General features: G+C 56.4%; 17 protein-coding genes and 1 riboswitch. Of the genes, 9 read left to right on the top strand and 8 right to left on the bottom strand.

What is annotated here, in order from left to right; all coding sequences use genetic code 11:
* The gene (purD, locus tag D9K61_RS20645) at nucleotides 1-1,263 is read left to right on the top strand and encodes a phosphoribosylamine--glycine ligase (RefSeq protein WP_120635626.1); all 1,263 of its coding nucleotides are present in this window, start codon (nucleotides 1-3) and stop codon (nucleotides 1,261-1,263) included.
* A 106-nt stretch (nucleotides 1,264-1,369) separates the two neighbouring features.
* Here the strand turns inward: purD and D9K61_RS20650 are convergent, their stop codons facing one another.
* The 5 genes from D9K61_RS20650 to D9K61_RS20670 all read right to left on the bottom strand — a co-directional run bounded on the left by D9K61_RS20650 (nucleotide 1,370) and on the right by D9K61_RS20670 (nucleotide 5,737).
* Complete coding sequence (locus D9K61_RS20650) at nucleotides 1,370-2,131, bottom strand: FG-GAP repeat domain-containing protein (protein ID WP_371688489.1); 762 nt, start codon at nucleotides 2,129-2,131, stop codon at nucleotides 1,370-1,372.
* A gap of 20 nt (nucleotides 2,132-2,151) precedes the next feature.
* On the bottom strand, nucleotides 2,152-2,475 hold the full coding sequence (locus D9K61_RS20655; RefSeq protein ID WP_120635101.1) for a 2Fe-2S iron-sulfur cluster-binding protein: 324 nt from the start codon (nucleotides 2,473-2,475) through the stop codon (nucleotides 2,152-2,154).
* 304 nt (nucleotides 2,476-2,779) lie between these two features.
* Complete coding sequence (locus D9K61_RS20660) at nucleotides 2,780-3,484, bottom strand: creatininase family protein (protein WP_162946981.1); 705 nt, start codon at nucleotides 3,482-3,484, stop codon at nucleotides 2,780-2,782.
* Between the two features lie 306 nt (nucleotides 3,485-3,790).
* The gene (locus D9K61_RS20665) at nucleotides 3,791-4,969 is read right to left on the bottom strand and encodes a peptidase S41 (RefSeq protein WP_120635103.1); all 1,179 of its coding nucleotides are present in this window, start codon (nucleotides 4,967-4,969) and stop codon (nucleotides 3,791-3,793) included.
* A 69-nt stretch (nucleotides 4,970-5,038) separates the two neighbouring features.
* A complete protein-coding gene (locus tag D9K61_RS20670) occupies nucleotides 5,039-5,737 on the bottom strand; it encodes a glutathione S-transferase N-terminal domain-containing protein (protein WP_120635627.1) in 699 nt (232 codons plus the stop codon).
* A gap of 121 nt (nucleotides 5,738-5,858) precedes the next feature.
* Nucleotides 5,859-5,936, top strand: a riboswitch (SAM riboswitch).
* 61 nt (nucleotides 5,937-5,997) lie between these two features.
* Here D9K61_RS20670 and metZ point away from each other — a divergent pair.
* Complete coding sequence (gene metZ, locus D9K61_RS20675; protein WP_120635104.1) at nucleotides 5,998-7,188, top strand: O-succinylhomoserine sulfhydrylase; 1,191 nt, start codon at nucleotides 5,998-6,000, stop codon at nucleotides 7,186-7,188.
* A 223-nt stretch (nucleotides 7,189-7,411) separates the two neighbouring features.
* Nucleotides 7,412-8,515 (top strand): GTP cyclohydrolase FolE2, encoded by a 1,104-nt coding sequence (folE2, locus tag D9K61_RS20680; protein ID WP_120635105.1) that lies wholly within the window; start codon nucleotides 7,412-7,414, stop codon nucleotides 8,513-8,515.
* Nucleotides 8,516-8,825: 310 nt separating this feature from the next.
* Here folE2 and D9K61_RS20685 read toward each other — a convergent pair whose 3' ends face one another.
* On the bottom strand, nucleotides 8,826-9,353 hold the full coding sequence (locus tag D9K61_RS20685) for a hypothetical protein (protein WP_120635106.1): 528 nt from the start codon (nucleotides 9,351-9,353) through the stop codon (nucleotides 8,826-8,828).
* 209 nt (nucleotides 9,354-9,562) lie between these two features.
* Between D9K61_RS20685 and D9K61_RS20690 the strand changes: the two genes are divergently transcribed.
* Together D9K61_RS20690 and D9K61_RS20695 are read left to right on the top strand one after the other, a co-directional pair.
* The gene (locus tag D9K61_RS20690) at nucleotides 9,563-11,011 is read left to right on the top strand and encodes a TrkH family potassium uptake protein (RefSeq protein ID WP_120635107.1); all 1,449 of its coding nucleotides are present in this window, start codon (nucleotides 9,563-9,565) and stop codon (nucleotides 11,009-11,011) included.
* Nucleotides 11,011-12,585 (top strand): thiamine pyrophosphate-binding protein, encoded by a 1,575-nt coding sequence (locus D9K61_RS20695; protein ID WP_120635108.1) that lies wholly within the window; start codon nucleotides 11,011-11,013, stop codon nucleotides 12,583-12,585. The genes D9K61_RS20690 and D9K61_RS20695 overlap by 1 nt, the downstream gene beginning before the upstream one ends.
* A gap of 58 nt (nucleotides 12,586-12,643) precedes the next feature.
* On the opposite strand, the gene D9K61_RS20700 is transcribed toward D9K61_RS20695, so the two are convergent.
* Nucleotides 12,644-14,383, bottom strand: coding sequence for a serine protease (locus D9K61_RS20700; protein WP_120635109.1), 1,740 nt, complete (start codon nucleotides 14,381-14,383; stop codon nucleotides 12,644-12,646).
* Nucleotides 14,384-14,589: 206 nt separating this feature from the next.
* Between D9K61_RS20700 and D9K61_RS20705 the strand changes: the two genes are divergently transcribed.
* Nucleotides 14,590-15,519, top strand: coding sequence for a glycine--tRNA ligase subunit alpha (locus tag D9K61_RS20705; RefSeq protein ID WP_120635110.1), 930 nt, complete (start codon nucleotides 14,590-14,592; stop codon nucleotides 15,517-15,519).
* Nucleotides 15,520-15,527: 8 nt separating this feature from the next.
* Here D9K61_RS20705 and D9K61_RS20710 read toward each other — a convergent pair whose 3' ends face one another.
* Nucleotides 15,528-16,160 carry a MarC family protein gene (locus D9K61_RS20710; protein ID WP_120635111.1) on the bottom strand — a complete coding sequence of 211 codons (633 nt, stop codon included), beginning with the start codon at nucleotides 16,158-16,160 and terminating at the stop codon, nucleotides 15,528-15,530.
* Between the two features lie 91 nt (nucleotides 16,161-16,251).
* Here D9K61_RS20710 and D9K61_RS20715 point away from each other — a divergent pair, with 91 nt between their 5' ends.
* The 3 genes from D9K61_RS20715 to glyS are packed head-to-tail and all read left to right on the top strand — an operon-like array spanning nucleotide 16,252 to nucleotide 20,278.
* Nucleotides 16,252-16,776: a DUF6446 family protein gene (locus D9K61_RS20715; protein ID WP_120635112.1), complete on the top strand. Its 525-nt coding sequence runs from the start codon at nucleotides 16,252-16,254 to the stop codon at nucleotides 16,774-16,776.
* Between the two features lie 7 nt (nucleotides 16,777-16,783).
* The gene (gene gltS, locus D9K61_RS20720; RefSeq protein WP_120635628.1) at nucleotides 16,784-17,998 is read left to right on the top strand and encodes a sodium/glutamate symporter; all 1,215 of its coding nucleotides are present in this window, start codon (nucleotides 16,784-16,786) and stop codon (nucleotides 17,996-17,998) included.
* Between the two features lie 9 nt (nucleotides 17,999-18,007).
* Nucleotides 18,008-20,278 (top strand): glycine--tRNA ligase subunit beta, encoded by a 2,271-nt coding sequence (gene glyS / locus D9K61_RS20725; RefSeq protein WP_120635113.1) that lies wholly within the window; start codon nucleotides 18,008-18,010, stop codon nucleotides 20,276-20,278.
* Nucleotides 20,279-20,330 lie beyond the last annotated feature (52 nt).

Here is a 20,330-nt window from a genome sequence, read left to right on the forward strand (position 1 = left end):
ATGAATATCCTCATTCTCGGCAGTGGTGGGCGCGAGCACAGCCTGGCCTGGGCCGTGTTGCAAAACCCCAAATGTGACCGATTGATTGTGGCGCCGGGCAATGCCGGGATCGCGCAGATTGCCGATTGCGCCGCGCTGGATATCGAGAATGGGGGCGCCGTTGTCGGCTTTGCCGAGGAAAACGCGATTGACTTCGTGATCGTCGGCCCCGAAGCCCCGTTGGCTTCAGGTGTCGCAGATCGTCTGCGTGAAGCCGGGGTCTTGGTTTTTGGACCATCGGCGGAGGCGGCACAACTGGAGGCGTCAAAAAGCTTTACCAAGGAGGTCTGCGATGCGTCGGCTGCACCAACTGCGGCCTATGCGCGGTTCACCGAGGCGGACCCCGCGAAAGCTTACATTCGGGAACAGGGTGCGCCGATCGTGGTCAAGGCCGATGGTCTGGCCGCTGGTAAGGGCGTTATCGTGGCCATGGACGAACAGACGGCAATGGAGGCTATTGACGACATGTTCGGCGGAGCCTTTGGTGGTGCCGGGGCTGAGGTTGTGATCGAAGAGTTCATGGAAGGCGAAGAGGCATCCCTGTTTGTGCTCTGTGACGGCGAGGAGATACTCTCGATCGGAACCGCGCAGGACCATAAACGCGTTGGTGAAGGCGACACCGGGCCGAACACCGGTGGCATGGGCGCTTACTCCCCTGCGCCAGTTTTGAGTGCCGAGATCGAAGCACGCGCGATGGAAGACATCATTCGTCCAACAATGGCAGAAATGAAGCGCCGGGGCATGCCTTTTCAAGGTGTTCTGTATGCAGGTCTGATGATCAAGGACGGACAACCCAGATTGGTGGAGTACAACGTTCGTTTTGGTGATCCTGAGTGTCAGGTTTTGATGATGCGCTTGGGAGCGCAAGCGATGGATCTGATGCATGCGGCAGCCGAGGGACGGTTAGGCGAAACACAGGTCAATTGGGCAGATGATCACGCGATAACCGTGGTCATGGCCGCCTACGGGTACCCCGGGTCCTATGAAAAAGGAACGATAATCAATGGCTTGTACGACATTCCTGAAGACAGCAGGAACATGGTATTCCATGCAGGGACCAAGACCGTTGACGGTCAGACCACGGCCTCAGGCGGGCGCGTGCTGAACGTTACAGCACGTGGTGACACCTTGCAGCAGGCGCGCGACCGCGCCTACGCGATGGTCGACGGGATCGATTGGCCAGGCGGGTTTTACCGGCGTGATATCGGCTGGCGGGCGCTTTGATCTGATTGCCGGGCAGAGCCCGTCTTACCTGTTTTGGTTTAGGGGGCGTTGCCCCCTCGGCCTGCAGCCTCACCCCCAGGATATTTCTGGCCAGATGAAGGCCGGATCAGCAATTTAGGGCCAACGTCAGGTCTTCGCGGCTTTGGAGTGGGCCGAGGTCGGTTGTTTGCCAGCCGTTGCGAAAGACGACAGAGATGATCCGGGACCAGTCAGCGCTAGCGAGGATCAGTTCGGGGCCGTTATTGCAGTGGCGCAGACCGCCGGAAATGAAGTCCTCTCCGATGCGGTGGTTGGTCAAGCTTGGTAAAGAGGCAACTTCGGTTAGCTTGCTGTTTTCATAGCGCCAGATGCGAAGGGTTCTGGCGAGATGAGGGCGATCGATATAGGCGATCTCGATATGGCCATCGCCATCCAGATCAGCGGCGCCAATCGGGGCGAGCCAGCGAAAACGGCTGCCGATATGCGGGGTGGCGGCGATCTTGTTGCCACTCGCATCGTAGATCGCCAGTTGCGCGCCCGCGTGAATGCTGGATTCGACAACGATGACTTCGGGAGTGCCGTCCAGATCCACATCAACCGTTCGTGGCTCTAAGTCCTCGAAGACCCGATCGAGCGGTAGTTTGACAATCAGAGTCGTGCGTTTGGAGAGGTGGCTCGATTTCGGTTTCGATGTCGCGTTGTGAACTGTTATTTTAAGCGCGCCATATTCGATATCGTCGCCCAAAACCCCATGGGCGTAGCGTGTTGTTGGCTGAGTAAATTGGGCGACTACGTTCATCTCGGCAATTGCGGGAGTCACGCCCATCAACCAAGCACACAACGCCAAAACTGCGCCGCTTACCCGGCGCAACCAGGTGCGAGCGGGCAAGCGCGGCGCTTTTGGGTGCATCAGATCTGTTTTTCCGGCATCTGCACAACCAGACCGTCCAGATCATCCGTGACCTTGATCTGGCATGTCAGACGCGAGCGAGCCGGGTCTGGCTCGTAAGCAAAGTCCAGCATGTCTTCTTCCATGTCATCCTTGCCGGGAATTTTCTCGACCCAGTCAGGATGGATGTAGACGTGGCAGGTCGAGCAGGCACAGGCACCACCGCAATCGGCTTCGATGCCGGGGATGTTGTTGTCACGAGCCCCCTCCATGACGGTCAGTCCGTTGGCGACCTCGACTGTATGTTCGGTACCGCCATGCTCGACATAGGTGATCTTTGCCATTGCGTGCGTCTTCCTTCTGCGATGTTCGAATTCTTCCTTAGTCAAGGCAGTTGGGTGTTTCCAGTCTCATTTACGACTCTACTCGCCGCCGCTGGACTTTCCCTCCATTTGTTCCCCTTGTGTTCTCATACTGCACACCCGCCAACCTGCTGGAGGCCCCTCTGAAGGTGTGCTTGTGGCAGTGGGAGGGCGCGTGAACCCGTGGCAGAGGCCAGGTGCGACCAAGCGGGTGATCGGTGTCCCGCCCGAGGATGAAACCGGGATGGTGACGGGGCGATGCCGCAACACTGGCGTCTTCGTGTTATTAGCGTGCGTTTCGAAGGTGATGAATTTGTGCCAACGCAGCATCGATCTTTAGCTGGATCAAAGCTTCACCAATTTCCGAAGAAGCAAGATCAGGTTGGCCGTCAAATCCCGAATGCCAACCTGAGGGTACAGGCAGAGGTGTGCGGTCTGCCTCATCCGGTTTGACGAATAGAAGCTCAGACGTATCGCGAAGTCCGGCGTGGGTTCCGATCAGGTCTTGGTCGAACCCCAAGTTTTCAAGATACGCAACTTGACCGTTCTTGTCGTAATAGTCGGAGATGTGTTGAACAACGACGCCAGCAGGTGCAAGTTCACGGGTCATGGCAGCGGCTACACGGGATTGGGCAGCCTGATTTCCACCGCTATCTCCGATCAAGAGAATCTCATCAAACCCGTGGACCGCAAAGCTGCGAACCGCAGCTTCGAGCAGTTGTTCAAAAACAGAATCAGGGACGGAAATGGTTCCTGGCCATTGCATGTGACCAGTGGGTGTCGCGCCAACATCACCTTCCGGCACATAGGTCACAACCGGCGCGACCAGTGCGTCGCCTAACGTGTCGGCAATTTGCTTGCTGGTGCGCGCTACAACAAAATTGTGCTTTCCAAGAATGGCGTGAGGTCCATTCTGTTCTGTGCCGCCAGTTGGAATGATGACCGTTGTATATCCCGCTTCAAGCGCTGCATGAACTTCTGGCCAGGTCATTTCTTCCAGAAAAAGGCGATTGGGTCGAAATGTTGAGGACGCGGCCTGAATATAGGTCAAAACCGCGAATGCTGATCCAACGAGGAAAAGGATCCAAGCATTTCTGCCAAACAATAACCGGCGCACGTGAAATCCTTTCTGATTTTTCTTCGCTGTAAAAGATTAGTGGGTCGTCGTTCTTTGCACCAGTCACCGCCGTAAGATGCCACTTGGGACTGTGACATCTAGCGGTAGGCGCCACGCCGGATGTAGAGTGTGCGCTCGGTGATCTACGCGATGCCAAGACAACTAAGCAATCGCCCGACTTCAATTCAGTTCCCGGAGAATTCTCAGATAGGTTTCGCCTAGCGATTCCACGCGTTGAGGAGGTACTGTCCACTGGTGATCAATTTCCAGTTTTCCCACTTCAAGTATGTGCTCTGCGATTTCAGGCGGGGTAGTTTGATCAATGGAACCCGTCGCCCAATCGTGAAGCGCCGTTGAGTAGCGCACGACAGCCCCGCTACATGGCAGATCAACCGATCCGCCTTCGGCGAAGAACTTCAACCCATCACCCATCTCTTCTCCAATAAGAATGAGGTTGCGTCCTAGCCGATGCTTTAAAATAGCCACAAAAACAATTGCGGCAGAAAAGGTAAATTTATCAACAAGTACAGCGCAATGACGGCTTTGCGCGCTTGCTGCGATTGCGTCAATTAGGGGCAAGGTTTTTATGAAATCGCCCCCAGTATTTCCCCTGACGTCGATCAGCAAAGGGGTGGACGCACAGGTTCGTAGTCGCGTAGCTGCAACTGCGATTGATTTGGCTAGTCGGTTGTCTTCAGTTTCCAAGAAACTTGGCAGAGACACAGAAATTCCGATCCCCTGCCAATCCCTAACATCTACGAGCTCGTCGAAGGCCCACACCGGATCAACCTGCCCATGTTCATTTCTCGGATACAATTGCAACGCAGGAATGGTGTTTGAGTTGTCCACTGTTATGTTTTCGACCCGCCCTTCAGAGTCTTGAATTAAGTAGTCTGTTTTGCTGTCGGTTGAAGCGAATCCTAGATGCGCCAGGGCCCTCGGCCATGACAGGAGGAGAGGGCCAATCACCCGTTTTCTTTGCCACGTTCCAGCAAGATAGCTTTGTGAGGCAGCTTCGATCTGATCGACTGGCGTGCCATTTACTGCAATCAGTTTGCTGATTGAGTTGCTGGCAAGGGTCGCCTCTGACTTCGTCAGAAATACAGATTCTCTCATGGCGACGAACCGGAATGGCAGCACTGAGATTGCATCATTTGGGATCAGGCGCGTGTGTCCGTTTTCTGGTAACGCCAGTAGGCGCATTGTTGAAAGCAAGAACGCGCCTTCAGAGCCCGCCAGCGCGTTCCTTCGAGCATCCTTGATACAGGCTTCGATTAGACTCGGTCCGACCGCTCGAAAGCTGGGATCATCCCGGACCACCACGTCTAGAATTCGTTCAAGGTCTTCAAGCAACGACACAGTTTAGATTTAACCTAACGAAGAAATGAATGTCCATCTTCGCTCAAAATGGACATTGAACAAAGCGCTCTACCGCCGAAACAAAACCCCCTGCGACTGCTTGTCCCCGTGATCTCCACGCAACTCCGCGTGTAGTGCGCGTCCGGACTGAACGGCCGGTCGGGCGCTGACCGCCTCCAGCCAGCGGGCAAAATGGGGTTTATCCTCCAATACCTGCTGCTGCCCTTCCCACAAGCTCGCCCAGCCCCAGATCGACATGTCCGCGATGGAATAGAAATCGCCTGCGACATACTCGTTTTCAGCCAGCCTGCGATCCAGCACGCCATAGAGACGCGCGACCTCGGCTCGGTAGCGGTCTTTGGCGTAGGACAGATCCTGTGGCGGGTCCAGCTGCGGGGCGTATTTCAGGAAGTGATGCGCCTGACCGGCCATCGGCCCGACGCCGCCCATTTGCCACATCAGCCACTCTTCAACCGCGATCCGGTCGCGTTCGGTTTCGCCATAAAACCGCCCGGTCTTGCGGGCCAGGTACATCAGAATTGCACCGCTTTCAAAAACCGAGATCGGGGCGCCACCGGGACCGTCGGGATCGACGATGGCGGGCATCCGATTGTTGGGGGCGATCTTCAGAAAGTCGGGATCAAATTGATCTCCCTTGCCGATGTTGATCAGATGAGTGGTGTAGGGCAGGTCCATCTCTTCCAAAGCGATGGACACTTTCCAGCCGTTCGGCGTGGGCCAGAAATACAGGTCGATCGGGTGCGTCATATATCCTCCGCTTCCTGAGGTGATCATGCGGTTTTCGCCGGGATCGGCAAGGTTGGTTACGAAAGCGTGACAAAATTATCCCCGGACTTGACGACCAAACACCGGGGGCGTATTGCCGTTTCAGAAGCTACGTGGCGATTTGTTACCGGATTGCGGGCCACGCTAAACAACACCGCTAAAAGGTCAGGATGAAAGACCCCTTTCGCTTGGCCGCGTCTGGGGTTTTTTGTTTGCCTCCAACGGAGGCTGAAAGGATTGAGATGAGCGAGAACTGGAACAAACGCACCCAAGCCGTCCATGGCGGTATCCGCCGGAGCCAATACAATGAGGTAAGCGAGGCGATCTTCCTGACACAGGGGTTCGTCTACGATACTGCCGAACAGGCCGAGGCCCGGTTTCTCGAATGTGGTCCGGATGAGTTCATCTATGCCCGCTACGGCAATCCGACGGTGGCGATGTTCGAGGAACGCATTGCAGCGCTTGAAGGTGGCGAAGATGCATTTGCCACGGCGTCGGGCATGGCTGCGGTCAATGGTGCGCTAACGTCTATGCTTAAGGTTGGCGATCATGTTGTGTCGGCCAAAGCGCTGTTTGGCTCGTGCCTGTACATCCTTGAGAACATTCTGACAGGCTATGGCGTCGACGTGACATTTGTCGACGGCACAGATTTGCAGCAGTGGCAGGCGGCAATCAGACCCGAAACCAAGGCCGTGTTCTTTGAATCCATGTCAAATCCGACGCTGGAAGTGATCGACATCGCTGCTGTGGCCAAGCTGGCGCATGCCGTCGGGGCCGTTGTCATTGTCGATAATGTATTCTCGACCCCGGTGTTTTCGCGCGCCATCGAGCAGGGCGCCGATGTTGTCGTCTATTCGGCGACCAAACACATCGACGGGCAGGGGCGTGCGTTGGGTGGGGTCATCATCGGCACTAAGGAGTTCATTCGCGGCACGGTCGAGCCTTATCTGAAACATACCGGTGGCGCGCTGAGCCCGTTTAACGCGTGGATCATGCTCAAAGGGTTGGAAACCATAGCTTTGCGGGTCAATGCACAGGCCGAGAGCGCGTTGAAGATCGCCGAAGCGCTGGAAGGGCACGCGGCGTTGGAGCGGACCCTATACCCGGGCCTGAAAACCCACGCGCAGAATGGCTTGGTTCAGGAACAACTGGGCGGCAAGGGCGGCACAGTTCTGTCATTGGACATCAAAGGCGGCAAGGATGCTGCATTTGCGTTCCTGAACGCGATGTCCATTCCGGTGATTTCGAACAATTTGGGGGATGCAAAATCGATCGCGACCCATCCTGCGACAACAACCCACCAGCGTTTGAGTGATGATCAGAAAGACGAATTGGGGATCACACCTGGTCTGGTCCGTTTGTCCGTTGGGTTGGAGGATGCCGGCGACCTGTTGGCTGATATCCGGCAGGCACTGGATGTCTCGCAAAACTAATCTGCTGCGACCTGCTCCTATCTAGGGTCGCAGTGGGGTCATTTGCGAACAGACACGCGTTCCTTTTGTGGCATTTTTTGCTTGTGAGAGACGCTTTCAGGTGCAAGGCGACGGTTTTGCGCCGCTTTTTTCGATCCGGGATGCAATACAGCACGTATAGGGTTAGACTGGAAAAAGAACTGCAGTCGTATATATTCCTGCGACCAATCAAGGAACCCTGCCAATGAACGTTCACCCGCGCGACATTGACGAAACCCCTGATCGCGAACAGGCCGCTGCAGCCTTAAAGGTTCTAAAGGACTGGGCGCAGTCAGCATCCGCGGCCGAAATCAGTCAGCTGGACCCGGCCGTTGCCCGGTTGATTCCAGATTTGACGCCGGTGAACTACCCGTCATTGACGCGGGAATATCCCGAAGATTTCACTGTTGATACCGCCTATCGTGCGTCTTTGCCCGATTTGCAGAATGGCCCGTCCAGTCTGATCCGCGGCGCAAAGCAGCAGATTCAGCATGTCGGTATCTCGAACTTCCGCCTGCCGATCCGATTTCACCGCAAAGAAGACGAAGATCTGACTCTGGAAGCCTCGATCACGGGCACTGTCAGTCTTGAGGCTGAGAAAAAGGGCATCAACATGTCCCGGATCATGCGGTCTTTCTACAAGCACGCAGAGCGCACCTTTAGTTTCGAGGTGATGGAAGCGGCACTGAATGACTATATGACCGATCTGGACAGCTTTGATGCCCGTATCCAGATGCGCTTTTCGTTTCCGGACAAGGTGACAAGTCTGCGGTCCGGTCTGGAAGGGTATCAGTACTACGATATCGCGCTGGAACTGGTGGAACAAAATGGCGTGCGCCAAAAGATCATGCATTTGGACTATGTCTATTCTTCGACCTGTCCTTGTTCACTTGAGTTGAGCGAACATGCACGGTCGATGCGTGGTCAACTGGCGACCCCACATTCACAACGGTCCGTGGCCCGGATTTCCGTGGCTGTGGATTGCGATGCCGATTGCCTGTGGTTCGAGGATCTTATTGCCTTGTGCCGTCGTGCGGTGCCGACCGAAACGCAGGTCATGGTCAAACGTGAAGATGAACAAGCCTTTGCGGAATTGAATGCAGCCAACCCCATCTTTGTCGAAGATGCGGCACGCTTGTTCTGCTCGGAACTGCTTTCAGATCACCATGTGGGGGATTTCAGGGTGATCGCCAGCCATCAGGAAAGCCTGCATAGCCATGATGCGGTTTCGATTCTGACAGAAGGGCCAACATTTGAGGCGTCCAGCCTTGATCCAAGGTTGTTCACGACGTTGTTCCACGTCGGCTAAGCGGCACGTAAGCCACTATAATCAAATCGGATATCTCAGGTACTGATATCTTTTGCCGCATCGCAGCAAAAAATGCTGCAATTGCGTAGTATCTGCGATAGGATTTCGGCGAATGTAGCTGCAGCACGCGTGCGCCGGGTATGGCGTGTTGCCCCGAAAGGACGCCGAGACGTGAAACCCCTTGGACTGCAAGACCTTAACATCCGCCCGAGCAATCGGAGCGGGCAGGGCGCTTCACTCGCAAGCTTCAGGCCGCGTCGCGATTACAGGAGAAACACCTTATGAACCCGATTTCCCAACAGCTAGAGCTTCAGGCCGCTGCCGTTCGTGTTGCAGGATATGCGATGGTGAGCCAGCTGAAGATCATGCAGATCATGACCAAATCTGCAATTGAGCTGCCGATGGCATCGGTCAATGCCCTGAAAACATCAACTTCCGTGGAACCTTCCGCGCCCAAAAAGCCCGCTGCAAAACCTTCGGCTGCGGTGAAGCCGACCGTAAAACGCGCGAAGCCGGTGGCTGCCAAAGCCGCTCCGGCCATTAAGAAACCTGCGCCAAAGCCAAAACCGAAGGCAGAACCAGTCGTCGCGTTTTCTGCCAAGCCGCGCGCCGCCACAGCTACACCGGCGCCGAAGACAAAGGCGCAGCCTGCAGCCGTTGCAAAAATCGAAACGAAACCTGCTGAGGTGCCAGCCAAACCTGTGGTTAAGTCTACGAAATCAGTCGCGCGGAAAGCCGCTGCGCCGAAAGCACCGGCAGCTAAAACTGCCGTAGCCAAAGCCGTTGCAGCAAAGACCACACCAGCAGTGGCACCAAAAGTGACGACGGTGCAGCCCAAACCTGCGCCTCAAGCAGGCCGAAGCGCTTCCGCCAAAGCTGCCCTAACGACCAAGCAGGTCCCGACGGCAGAGCAAGCAAAACCACAATCCCGCCGGACGCGCGCACCTTCGAAACCACCTGTGTTGCCAGCAGTGAACGCCAAAACTGACAAGTAATCGCCGATCATCTGCTTGACACGGTCGGGCTGCCACGCCAACGCTGCCCGTCATGATGGATCTTCGCCCGGTCGGATATGTAATTGGCCTGCTGGTCGCCATTCTTGGGGCGACCATGATGCTGCCTATGGTTGCCGATATGATCGAAGGCCGGGGTGAGTGGCACGTCTTTCTCGAAAGCGCCATCATCACGACGCTGGCCGGTGCGGTCCTGGCGATGAGCTGTGCAAATGGCGTCGGTGAAGGGCTGACCATCCGGCAGACCTTTTTGCTGACCACCGGCGTCTGGGTCGCTCTACCAGTTTTTGGTGCAATCCCGTTTTTGTTGGGCGAAACCGAACTGCGGTTTGTAGATGCGTATTTCGAGGCGATGTCGGGCCTGACAACAACTGGCTCGACCGTGATTTCAGGGCTGGATGCACTGCCCCGAGGGTTATTGCTGTGGCGCGGTATCCTGCAATGGTTGGGCGGTATCGGCATCATTGTCGTAGCCATGGTGTTCCTGCCTGAACTGCGCGTTGGCGGGATGCAGATCTTCCGTTCGGAAGGATTTGAGACCATGGGTAAAATCCTGCCGCGCGCGCAGGAGATTGCCGGCCAGATTTCCCTGATCTATGTGTTCCTGACAGTCGTTTGCGTCCTGGTCTATACCGGCTTCGGGATGAGCTTTTTTGACGCCCTCGTGCATGCGCTGACGACGATTTCGACCGGCGGGTTTTCGAACTACGACGCCTCGTTTGGAACATTCTCGGGGCCTGCGGAATACGCGGCCTCGGTCTTCATGATTTTGGCAGCTTTGCCTTTTGTCAGATACGTCCAGTTGGCAAACGGACATACCAGCCCCTTATGGAAAGACAGCCAGATCCGCGCGTTTCTGGCGACCATTCTTGTGCTGGTGATCATCATGTCTGTCTTTTTGACGTCTGTCTTCCCGCATCATTGGGAACAGGCCTTTCGGGAATCTCTGTTCAATATCACTTCGATCATTTCGGGCACAGGATATGCCAGTGTCGATTACATGGGGTGGGGCAGCTTTCCTATCATGTTGTTTTTCCTGATCGGCCTGATCGGGGGGTGCGCCGGTTCCACCGCATGTTCCATCAAAGTGTTCCGCTATCAGCTTCTGTTCGCGTCGATCAAAACTCAGATTCGGCGGATCCGCTCGCCGCACGGTGTGTTCATGCCGCTCTATGACGGGCGTCCCGTCGGGCGGGACGTTCTGACTTCGGTCATGAGTTTTTTCATGTTCTTCGTTGTCACGATGGGTGTTTTATCTTGGGCCCTGGCTTTGACCGGCTTGGATTTCATCACGTCGGTGTCAGGGGCCGCAACGGCATTGGCAAATGTGGGGCCCGGTTTGGGGGATCAGATCGGACCGGCTGGCAACTTCGCCGGTCTGAATGACACTGCAAAGTGGCTGCTGACAATCGGCATGCTTGTCGGGCGTTTAGAGCTTTTGGCTGTCTACGCCATCTTTACCGTTCAATTCTGGAGAGGCTGATGAAACGACCCCTTGGTGCGCAAATTTCGCACATGCTCAGGGATCGCGGTGTTGACGTGATTTTTGGCATTCCCGGCGTGCACAATCAGGAAATGTATCGTGGCATTGAAGAGGCCGGGATTACCCATGTTCTCGCCCGTCATGAACAGGGTGCGGGGTTTATGGCTGACGGCTACGCCCGCGCATCTGGCAAGCCCGGGGTTGCCTATGTGATTACGGGACCGGGCCTGTGCAACATCATGACACCCATGGGGCAGGCCTACAGCGACTCGGTTCCTATGTTGGTTCTGTCGTCTTGTTTGGACGAGGCACAGGCCCAAAGGGGTCAGTTGCACCAGATGAAAGACCAGCGTGCTGCTGCAGACGCCGTGGCAGACTGGTCTGCGCAGGCCAACACGGCCAACGCGGCGTATGGTTTGCTAGAACGCGCCTTCGAAGAATTCGAGCTGTCACGTCCACGACCCAAGCACATACAGGTGCCCATTGCTCAGCTTGAGGCTGACGCCGACCCTGCGCCATTCCCCAATCAACCGGCCTTACGGACCCAAGTCCTGCCGCCTGACGTTGCGCCGGTGGTATCTTTGCTGAACATCGCGCGCAGGCCCTTGTTTATCTTGGGTGGCGGATGCCGGTCCAATCATTGGCGGCAAATTCTAACACAGCTAGGTGCGGCTTGTTTTACAACCTACGCCGGGCGGGGAATGGCCGGATTGGACTATGCGTTAGATTTCGGTGCGATGCTGCCCCGACCAGGCAGCGCCGATGTGATCGCTTCGGCAGATCTGGTGATCGCCGTCGGTGCAGAGTTGGGAGACGTCGATCTGTGGCGCAGCACCTTGGGCCATACGGCCAATCTGGTGCGCGTCGATTTGGACCCTGAGGTATTGTCGGACCATCACCGCGCAGCGGTAAAGATACAGGCCGATAGCGATAGCTTTGCCCGTTCACTATGGGCTGCAACCGAAAGCACAAAGCCAGCCAACGGTTGGACACCAGAAGAGGTTGCCGAGGCGCGTGAACGCTGGCGGGCTGAGGTCGATGCAGAACGGCCCGGCATTGTTCCGGTCGCGGATGCGCTGCGCACTGCAATGCCCGCTGACACGTTGATTTATTCGGATATGACCCAGTTTGCCTATGTTGCAAAAGAGGTTTGGAACAGCGCTTATCCTCATCACTGGCACCACCCGACAGGGTTCGGGACATTGGGTTACGCATTGCCTGCCGGGATTGGTGGGGCTGTTGCGCGGAGGGGCAAGCCAACAGCCGTGATCGCTGGCGATTATGGCTTTCACTATACGATGCAAGAACTTGGGGTCGCGGTCGAGCTTGGGCTGTCGATTCCAATTATCCTTTGGGACAATGGCAAACTAAAAGAGATCGAGGACAGCATGGTGCGGGGACAGATTGCACCAAACGCGGTTGTGGCCCGCAACCCCGATTTTTGCAAACTTGCCGAAGCGTTCGGGGCGCTATCTGCCGCGCCGACGAATCTGGATGAGATGCAGAATGCGGTTCGTGCTGCCTTCGATGCGGCAGGGCCGACCCTGATCCACGTGACGCCGGATATTCTGTAGTTAGATGAAGAAAGCGCCGCAGTTCTGCGGCGCTTTCACGAGTTGATTTGGAACCGATTCAATCCCAGCAATTCACCAGAACGGTCATACCTGCCGCACGGCGGTTCAGTTCATTGGGCGAGATCTGTGCGGTCTCTTGCCCGGATTGACCCGAAACACCTGCCTGGGTCAAGATATCCGTCAACCGCTCTACCGACGCTGACAAACTGACAGAGTCGGGCAGGGTGCGGCCTTCGGATGGAGTTGGCAGCAGCATTCCAACCACGTTCCCGCTGTCATTGAAGACGGGTCCGCCAGCATCACCGGGTTGCGCGCTCAGCGCCAGCCGCTTGATGCCCTCTTCACCATTCAGGCCACGGATATCGGCGATTTTCCCATAAGTCAGTGTTGGTGCACCCAAGGCCCCTTGATACGAATAACCCGATACGGCCACTTCGGACTGAATGCGGGGACGGTCTGCGCTGAACTCTGCCACGCTTATCGGCGCCAGCGTCTGGCGTGGTCGCAGAACCGAGACGCCCAGATTGGCATCGGTCCACGCCACCTCAACCTCCTGATCGCCATCAAGGGTGATACGTGCGCAACTGTCGGCAGCCTCGGATACGGTAAGCACCGTTCCGTTGGCATCTGCAAAGAAACCTGACCGCGACAGGCGCGGTTTGCGCACCTGAAGGCCCGACACCAAGTCGATCCGCTGTTCGACATCTGCTCCGGCGGCGGCGTCCAACACAGCTTCTGTGGTTTCAAAGCTGGATGCCATCGCGGCCAGAACTCTGATCCGGCGGTCGTCGTCGCCCTCGGGCCAGACCAGGGTGAACCCTTTGATCTGTCCGTTTAGCAGTTTGGCTTGAGTGTACGAGACGATACCGTTTCCGCGCCCTTCCAGCGTGAAACGATCCCCTTTCAATTCGCGGGGGCCATTCAGCGGCACGATTTCCAGCGACTGCATCACGTCATACAGGGCGCGCAGTGTGGATTTGTTGCCGTCCTGGCTGATCAGAAGTGCCTTTGCCCCCAGATCGGTCGAGCTTTGGAAATGCGCAAATGGGGCCTTGTGCTGGTCGAACTCAATGGCACCCAGCGGCATGTCCATCGCGATGCCTGCCTTGTCGTCCGAATAGCGCGCCATTCCGACGCTGATCAGAGGCGCGTTGTATTCGTCCATCAACGCTTGTCGCTGCAAGGTGGTCAGAACGCCGGTTGGCTCATACCCGGTGAAACGTTGCCAATCGCCCATGGATCGGCGCGTGCCCTGACCAAAGGCTCCGTCGATTGTCGAGTTGTAGAACCCAGCCGCCTGCAACGCCGTCTGCAGGTCCTTGCGTTCCTGTGCTGTCAGCAGGCGTTCGTTTTGCAACGCCTCTGACCGGGTTTCGTCTGCGCTTTCCGGTTGGACTTCAGTCAGGTTTTGTTCCGACTGCACCTCGGATTCCACCGGAGGGGCAACCGCCCCACGGTTCAGAACATTTGCCCCGACCGGCCAAAACTGTTGTCCCAGTGTGTTGGAAAACGCAATGAAACTGTCCGACGGTATCTGACCCTCGGCGCGGTACACGCGCAAAACCTGTTCTGCATCGCCGCGCAGGTAAGGGCCAAGGACGATCGCATACCAGCCACTGTTCATGCGAAATCCGTTCACGTCGGGCAGTGAATTGGCATAGGCTTGGGCCCGGTCTTGTGCTTCTCGCAACGAGGGTTGCGCTTCGACCTGAACCCAGACGCCCGGATCCTGTTGGGCCGTCGCGGCACGCAGGCCGGACATAAGAAATAATAAAGTTACTGTTAAAATGCGTGTCATCTTCCGCCCGTCTTGTGCAGTGTTTGTTCTTTGGCGCAGAGTACGCGATTTCGCCCGGCGAAAGCCATGCCGAGATGAACGGGTTTCGCGGGTGTGGCCGCGCAGTTACAGCATTAGCCCATTGGCCCGTTGACGCCCCTTGGCCCCTTGCATAGGAAGGGCAAAACCGACCGGAACCGGGCGCAGATACGCCCAAAGGGAATGTCATGACCGAACTGTCCAGCGCACCTCGATCTTTTCAGGAGATTATCCTGCGACTTCAGTCTTATTGGGCGTCCAGGGGTTGCGCCATTCTGCAGCCTTATGACATGGAAGTTGGGGCAGGGACGTTCCATCCGGCGACGACCTTGCGCGCGCTGGGGTCGAAAGCCTGGGCAGCGGCCTATGTGCAGCCCTCACGCCGTCCCACCGACGGGCGGTATGGTGAAAACCCGAACAGGTTGCAGCATTACTATCAGTATCAGGTGCTGATCAAACCCAGCCCTCCGGATTTGCAGGAGCTTTATCTGGGCTCATTGCGGGCCATCGGCATTGATATGGATCTGCACGACATCCGCTTTGTCGAAGATGACTGGGAAAGCCCCACGCTGGGCGCATGGGGTCTGGGCTGGGAGGTCTGGTGTGACGGGATGGAAGTCAGCCAGTTCACTTATTTTCAACAGGTTGGCGGCCATGACTGTGCGCCTGTTTCGGGCGAGTTGACATATGGTTTGGAGCGTCTGGCGATGTATGTGTTGGGTATTGACCATGTGATGGACATGCCCTTCAACGATCCGCAATCCCCCAGCCCGTTGACCTATGGCGATATCTTCAAGCAAACAGAAGAGGAATACGCCCGCTGGAACTTTGACGTGGCCAACACTGAAGTTCTGTTGCGCCATTTCGAAGAGGCTGAGACAGAATGTGCCAACATTCTCGCGCAGGACCATGACGACCCTAAGACCGGCAAACGCATTGTCATGGCACATCCGGCCTATGATCAGTGCATCAAGGCCAGCCACATCTTCAACCTGCTGGATGCACGGGGCGTGATCTCGGTTACGGAACGCCAGGCATATATCGGTCGGGTGCGCGCGCTGGCAAAACAATGCGCCGATGCGTTTGTTCAGACCGAGGCCGCCGGGCATACGGCCTGATGGGCCGGTCAGGCCAGCCCCGGCAACAACACCTTGAGGCCATCAGCAATCATGCCGATCGCAATGGCCGACAGGATCATGCCCATGAACCGGCTCATGATCACGCGCGCGTTTGCCGACAACCGCTTTGCCAGCCATGCAGCATTCCAGAATGTGACCAACAGCAGCAGTACAACGCCCAGAAAAACACCTGCATAGACAATGGCTTCGGTCACTTTCGTGACGTGATGCGCATAGAGTATCAGCGTGGTAATCGTTCCCGGCCCGACCAGGATCGGAAAGGCCAAAGGGTAAAACGCGACGGTGTCAGGCGACGGGTAGGACTGTTTTTCACCTTCCGTTCCGTGATGCGAACTGCTTTCGCTGCCGTTCAACATGTTCATCCCGATCATCAGGACAACCAGGCCCCCAGCCACACGCAAATGATTGACCGTGATGCCGAACAAGCCCAGGGTCTGACTGCCAACAGACGCAAATGCGCCGCCAAGGATCAGACAATACAGGCAAGTTTTCAAAGCGACTTTTCTCTGATCAGCCGCTGGAAGGTCCTGTGTGACACTCAGAAAGACCGGCAAGTTGCTGATCGGGTTCATGATCGCAAAAAGTGCGCCGAAAAATCCTACGGCAAGGGTCGTTTCCATAAAAACAGCCTCAGCTTTACCTATTCTGCGATGGAACCTGTCCTATTTCTAAGCCACTTGAAAGAGCCTGCGTAAAAGGAAGAGCGAAAAAATGACTGGAAAGGTCCTTGCAATCATACTGTTGTTGTCTGCCGCGATTGCCGGCGCTGGCATGTATTACTTGCAGGTTTATGGCTACTACTACACCGTTCAGCCCAACCCCGGCGCGGATGTGGTGTTGCTGGCCGATGGTTCGGATGCACCGCAACCCATCCCCTATACCGGCTTTCAAGCGATTGATGCGGACAGCTCTCCGATCCGGTATCGCGCATGCTTTGAGACCGAATTGACGCTGGAGGAGCTGCAGGCCACCTACATGTCCGTCGGTGATGCAACGCCGCTGACAGCACCCGGGTGGTTTGATTGCTACGATGCTGTTTCGCTGGCCGATGCTTTAAAGACAGGTCAGGCCAAAGCGTTTATTGGCACTAAGAATATCCATTTCGGAGTGGACCGCATCGTAGCGGTAGCGCAGGACGGCCGAGGATACATCTGGCATGTTCTGAACAATTGCGGCGAAAAAGCTTATGACGGGACAGTTATAGGCGAAGAATGTCCGCCCAAACCGCAGAATTGAGATGCCCATGGCCGAGCAGATCCTCGAAATTCCGGCTTTTATTACGGTAACGCTCGGCTTTGCGGTCTACCTACTGGGTGCTGAAATCAACGCGCGCGCTGCCGTTCTGCGGCAGTTCAACATCCCGGAACCGGTCACCGGTGGCCTTTTGGCCTCGCTGGTGGTTTTGGCTTTGTACCTGCTGTTCCGCATTGAAATGAATTTCGATTTGGCGACCCGAGATTTCCTTTTGGTGGTTTTCTTTGCCGGTATCGGGTTGAATGCACGGCTTGCTGATTTGATTGCAGGCGGCAAGCCTCTGCTTTTGCTGTTGGTTTTGACACTGGCAACGATTGTCTTTCAGAACATCATTGGTGCGGCGGGTGCTGTTACGTTTGGATATCCGCCCCAGGCGGGCGTTCTGTTCGGATCGGCGTCATTGATCGGTGGGCATGGAACAGCCATCGCATGGGCCCCGGAAGTGACCGCAGTGACCGGGCTGGACGGAGCGACGGAATTGGGCGTCGCTGTTGCCACTCTGGGCCTGGTCCTTGCTGCAGTGGTTGGCGGTCCAATTGCGCGGTTTCTGATTGAAGGCCGAAACCTCAGCCCATCGCGGCCCGAGGAAGAACACACCATCGGTGTTCCGGACAAACAAGATGAAGCAGCGCCCCTGATCGACCACCTGACGATCATGCGCGTTTTGTTGTACTTGAACTTGTCGATCATCGCCGGATTTTTTCTAAGTGAGGCGATCACAGCAGCAGGCTTGAAGCTGCCGCTTTTTGTGCCGTGCCTAATCATGGGCATCGTGATCGCGAACATACGCGCGCTGTCGGCACCCAATGCCCCAGCCGTCTCGCGGACGCCATCTCTGGCGCTGATATCTGAATTTTCACTGGGCGCGTTTCTCGCAATGTCCCTTATGAGCCTGCAACTTTGGACCATTGCTGAACTTGGGCTGGCAATCGTTGTCATTATGGCTGCCCAGACATTGTTTGCCGTGGGTTTTGTGATCTGGATGTTGTTCCCGGTCATGGGCGGCAACTACCGTGCAGCCGTTTTGTCCGCCGGTTTCGGGGGCTTTGCACTTGGTGCGACGCCAACAGCAATCGCCAATATGACGGCTGTCACCAAACGATATGGGCCGTCACCTATTGCCTTTATTGTGCTCCCCCTTGTATCCGCCTTCTTTGTGGACATCGCCAATGCCATCGTCATCCAGACGATCGTCAACTTCTAAGGACCGAAAATGCCCGACCTGCTGATCGAACTGTTTTCCGAGGAAATCCCCGCGCGCATGCAGACCCGCGCAGGTGAAGACCTGAAAAAGCGGATCACCGATGGTCTGGTCGAGGCGGGTTTGACCTATGCCGGGGCAGCCGCCCTGACCACACCGCGCCGTTTGACATTGGCAGTTGAAGGTCTGTTGGCGGAAAGCCCGACCATCCGGGAAGAACGCAAAGGGCCAAAGGTTGGTGCGCCGGACAAAGCCATCGAAGGGTTCCTGCGCGGGGCAGGCCTAACCCGTGATCAGTTGGAAGAACGCGAAACCCCTAAGGGTGCTGTGTATTTCGCCACCATCGAGAAACCTGGTCGCCCAGCGGTCGAGATCGTGTCCGAGGTGCTAGAGGCGACGATCCGCAACTTCCCATGGCCGAAATCCATGCGCTGGGGCAGCGGTGCGATGCGCTGGGTACGCCCATTGCATTCGATCCTATGCATCCTGACGGATGAGGCCGGCGCACAGATCGTGCCGCTTGAGGTTGAAGGGATCAATTCGGGCGACACGACCGAAGGCCACCGTTTCATGGCACCGCACCAGTTCGCTGTTTCCTCGTTCGAGGATTACGCGACTAAGCTAAAGCGCGCTTTTGTGGTTTTGTCACCGGGTGAACGCGCTGAACATATCTGGAACGACGCTACGAACATGGCTTTCGCTGCCGGACTGGAAGTGGTCGAGGACAAGGGCCTGCTGGGCGAAGTTGCAGGGTTGGTCGAATGGCCGGTTGTGCTGATGGGTCAGATCGACGATGAATTCCTCGATCTGCCGCCCGAGGTGCTGCAGACCTCGATGAAGGAACATCAGAAGTTTTTCTCGGTTCGCAATCCCAAAACAGGCCGGATTGAACGGTTCATCACTGTGGCCAACCGCGAGGCTGCGGACAACGGCGCGACCATTTTGGCGGGGAACCAAAAAGTGCTGTCGGCGCGTCTGGCAGATGCCAAATTCTTCTGGGAAAACGATCTACGCGTTGCCAAATCGGACATCGCCCAATGGACCCGCGCATTGGAGAATGTGACCTTTCACAACAAGCTGGGCACGCAGGCTGAGCGAATTGACCGCATCGCCGCACTGGCCCGCGAATTGGCTTCGGTGACCGGAGCAGATGCCGATCAGGCCGAGAAATCCGCGCGTCTGGCCAAAGCCGATTTAAGCTCCGAGATGGTCTATGAATTCCCGGAACTTCAGGGGCTTATGGGGCGCTACTATATCGAGGCCGCCGGTGAAGACGCTGCTGTGGCCGCAGTGGCGGAGGACCACTACTCGCCGCTTGGGCCGTCGGATGATGTGCCCACCGCGCCTTTGTCAGTGACCGTGGCGCTGGCCGACAAGCTGGACACGTTGACCGGGTTCTGGGCGATTGATGAGAAACCGACCGGGTCGAAAGACCCGTTTGCCCTGCGTCGGGCTGCGTTGGGCGTTATTCGGTTGGTGCTGGAGAATGGGGTACGAGTTGCGCTGAAAGAGCAACTTAGCTTTGCCTACTACTCTGTAGTTGAAGCGCTTGCTTACGCCGGAAAACTAGCTCACGTAGGTGGCGATAGTATTCACCCTTTCGGTCATCCATCAAGCAGAAACGACGCTGACCATCCACATCTGTATCTGTTCTACGCAGATGATGTTAGGACATCTTTCAATGGAGATACGGAGTTTGTATTGCTCTCAGAAGCTGGCGAGGATATTCTGGAGATCGCTTCGCTAGACAAGCTTGTTCCCGACTTGCTCTCCTTCTTCCATGACCGCCTCAAAACCTTCCTCCGCGACGAGGGCATCCGCCACGACATCATCGACGCCTGTATCGCGATGGAGGGCAATGACGACCTCAACCTGCTCGTCAAACGTGCGCGCGCTCTGAACGCTGTGATGACCACCGAAGATGGCAAAAACCTCGTGCAGGGTTTCAAACGCGCCAACAATATCCTGTCTCAGGCTGAGGAAAAGGATGGGGTCGAATACTCCTACGGTGCGGATGCGAAATTCGCCGAAACAGACAGCGAAAAAGCGCTGTTCGCGGCGTTGGAGCAGGCGCAGGCACAGATCGATCCGGCGCTGAAGGCCGAGGACTTCCCGGCAGCCATGTCTGCCATGGCCGCGCTGCGCGGACCGGTTGATGCGTTTTTTGAGGATGTTCAGGTTAATACCGACAATGACATTCTGCGTCGTAACCGATTGAACTTGCTCAGCCAGATCCGGCAGATTTGCTCCAGTGTCGCGGATCTGACGAAAATCGAAGGATAAAGCCAAGGGCGCGCATCACAGTGCGCCCAGAACGCCCTTGCGTGAAGGGCGC

It is taken from the genome of Ruegeria sp. EL01 (assembly GCF_900313035.1).
Taxonomy (GTDB): domain Bacteria; phylum Pseudomonadota; class Alphaproteobacteria; order Rhodobacterales; family Rhodobacteraceae; genus Ruegeria.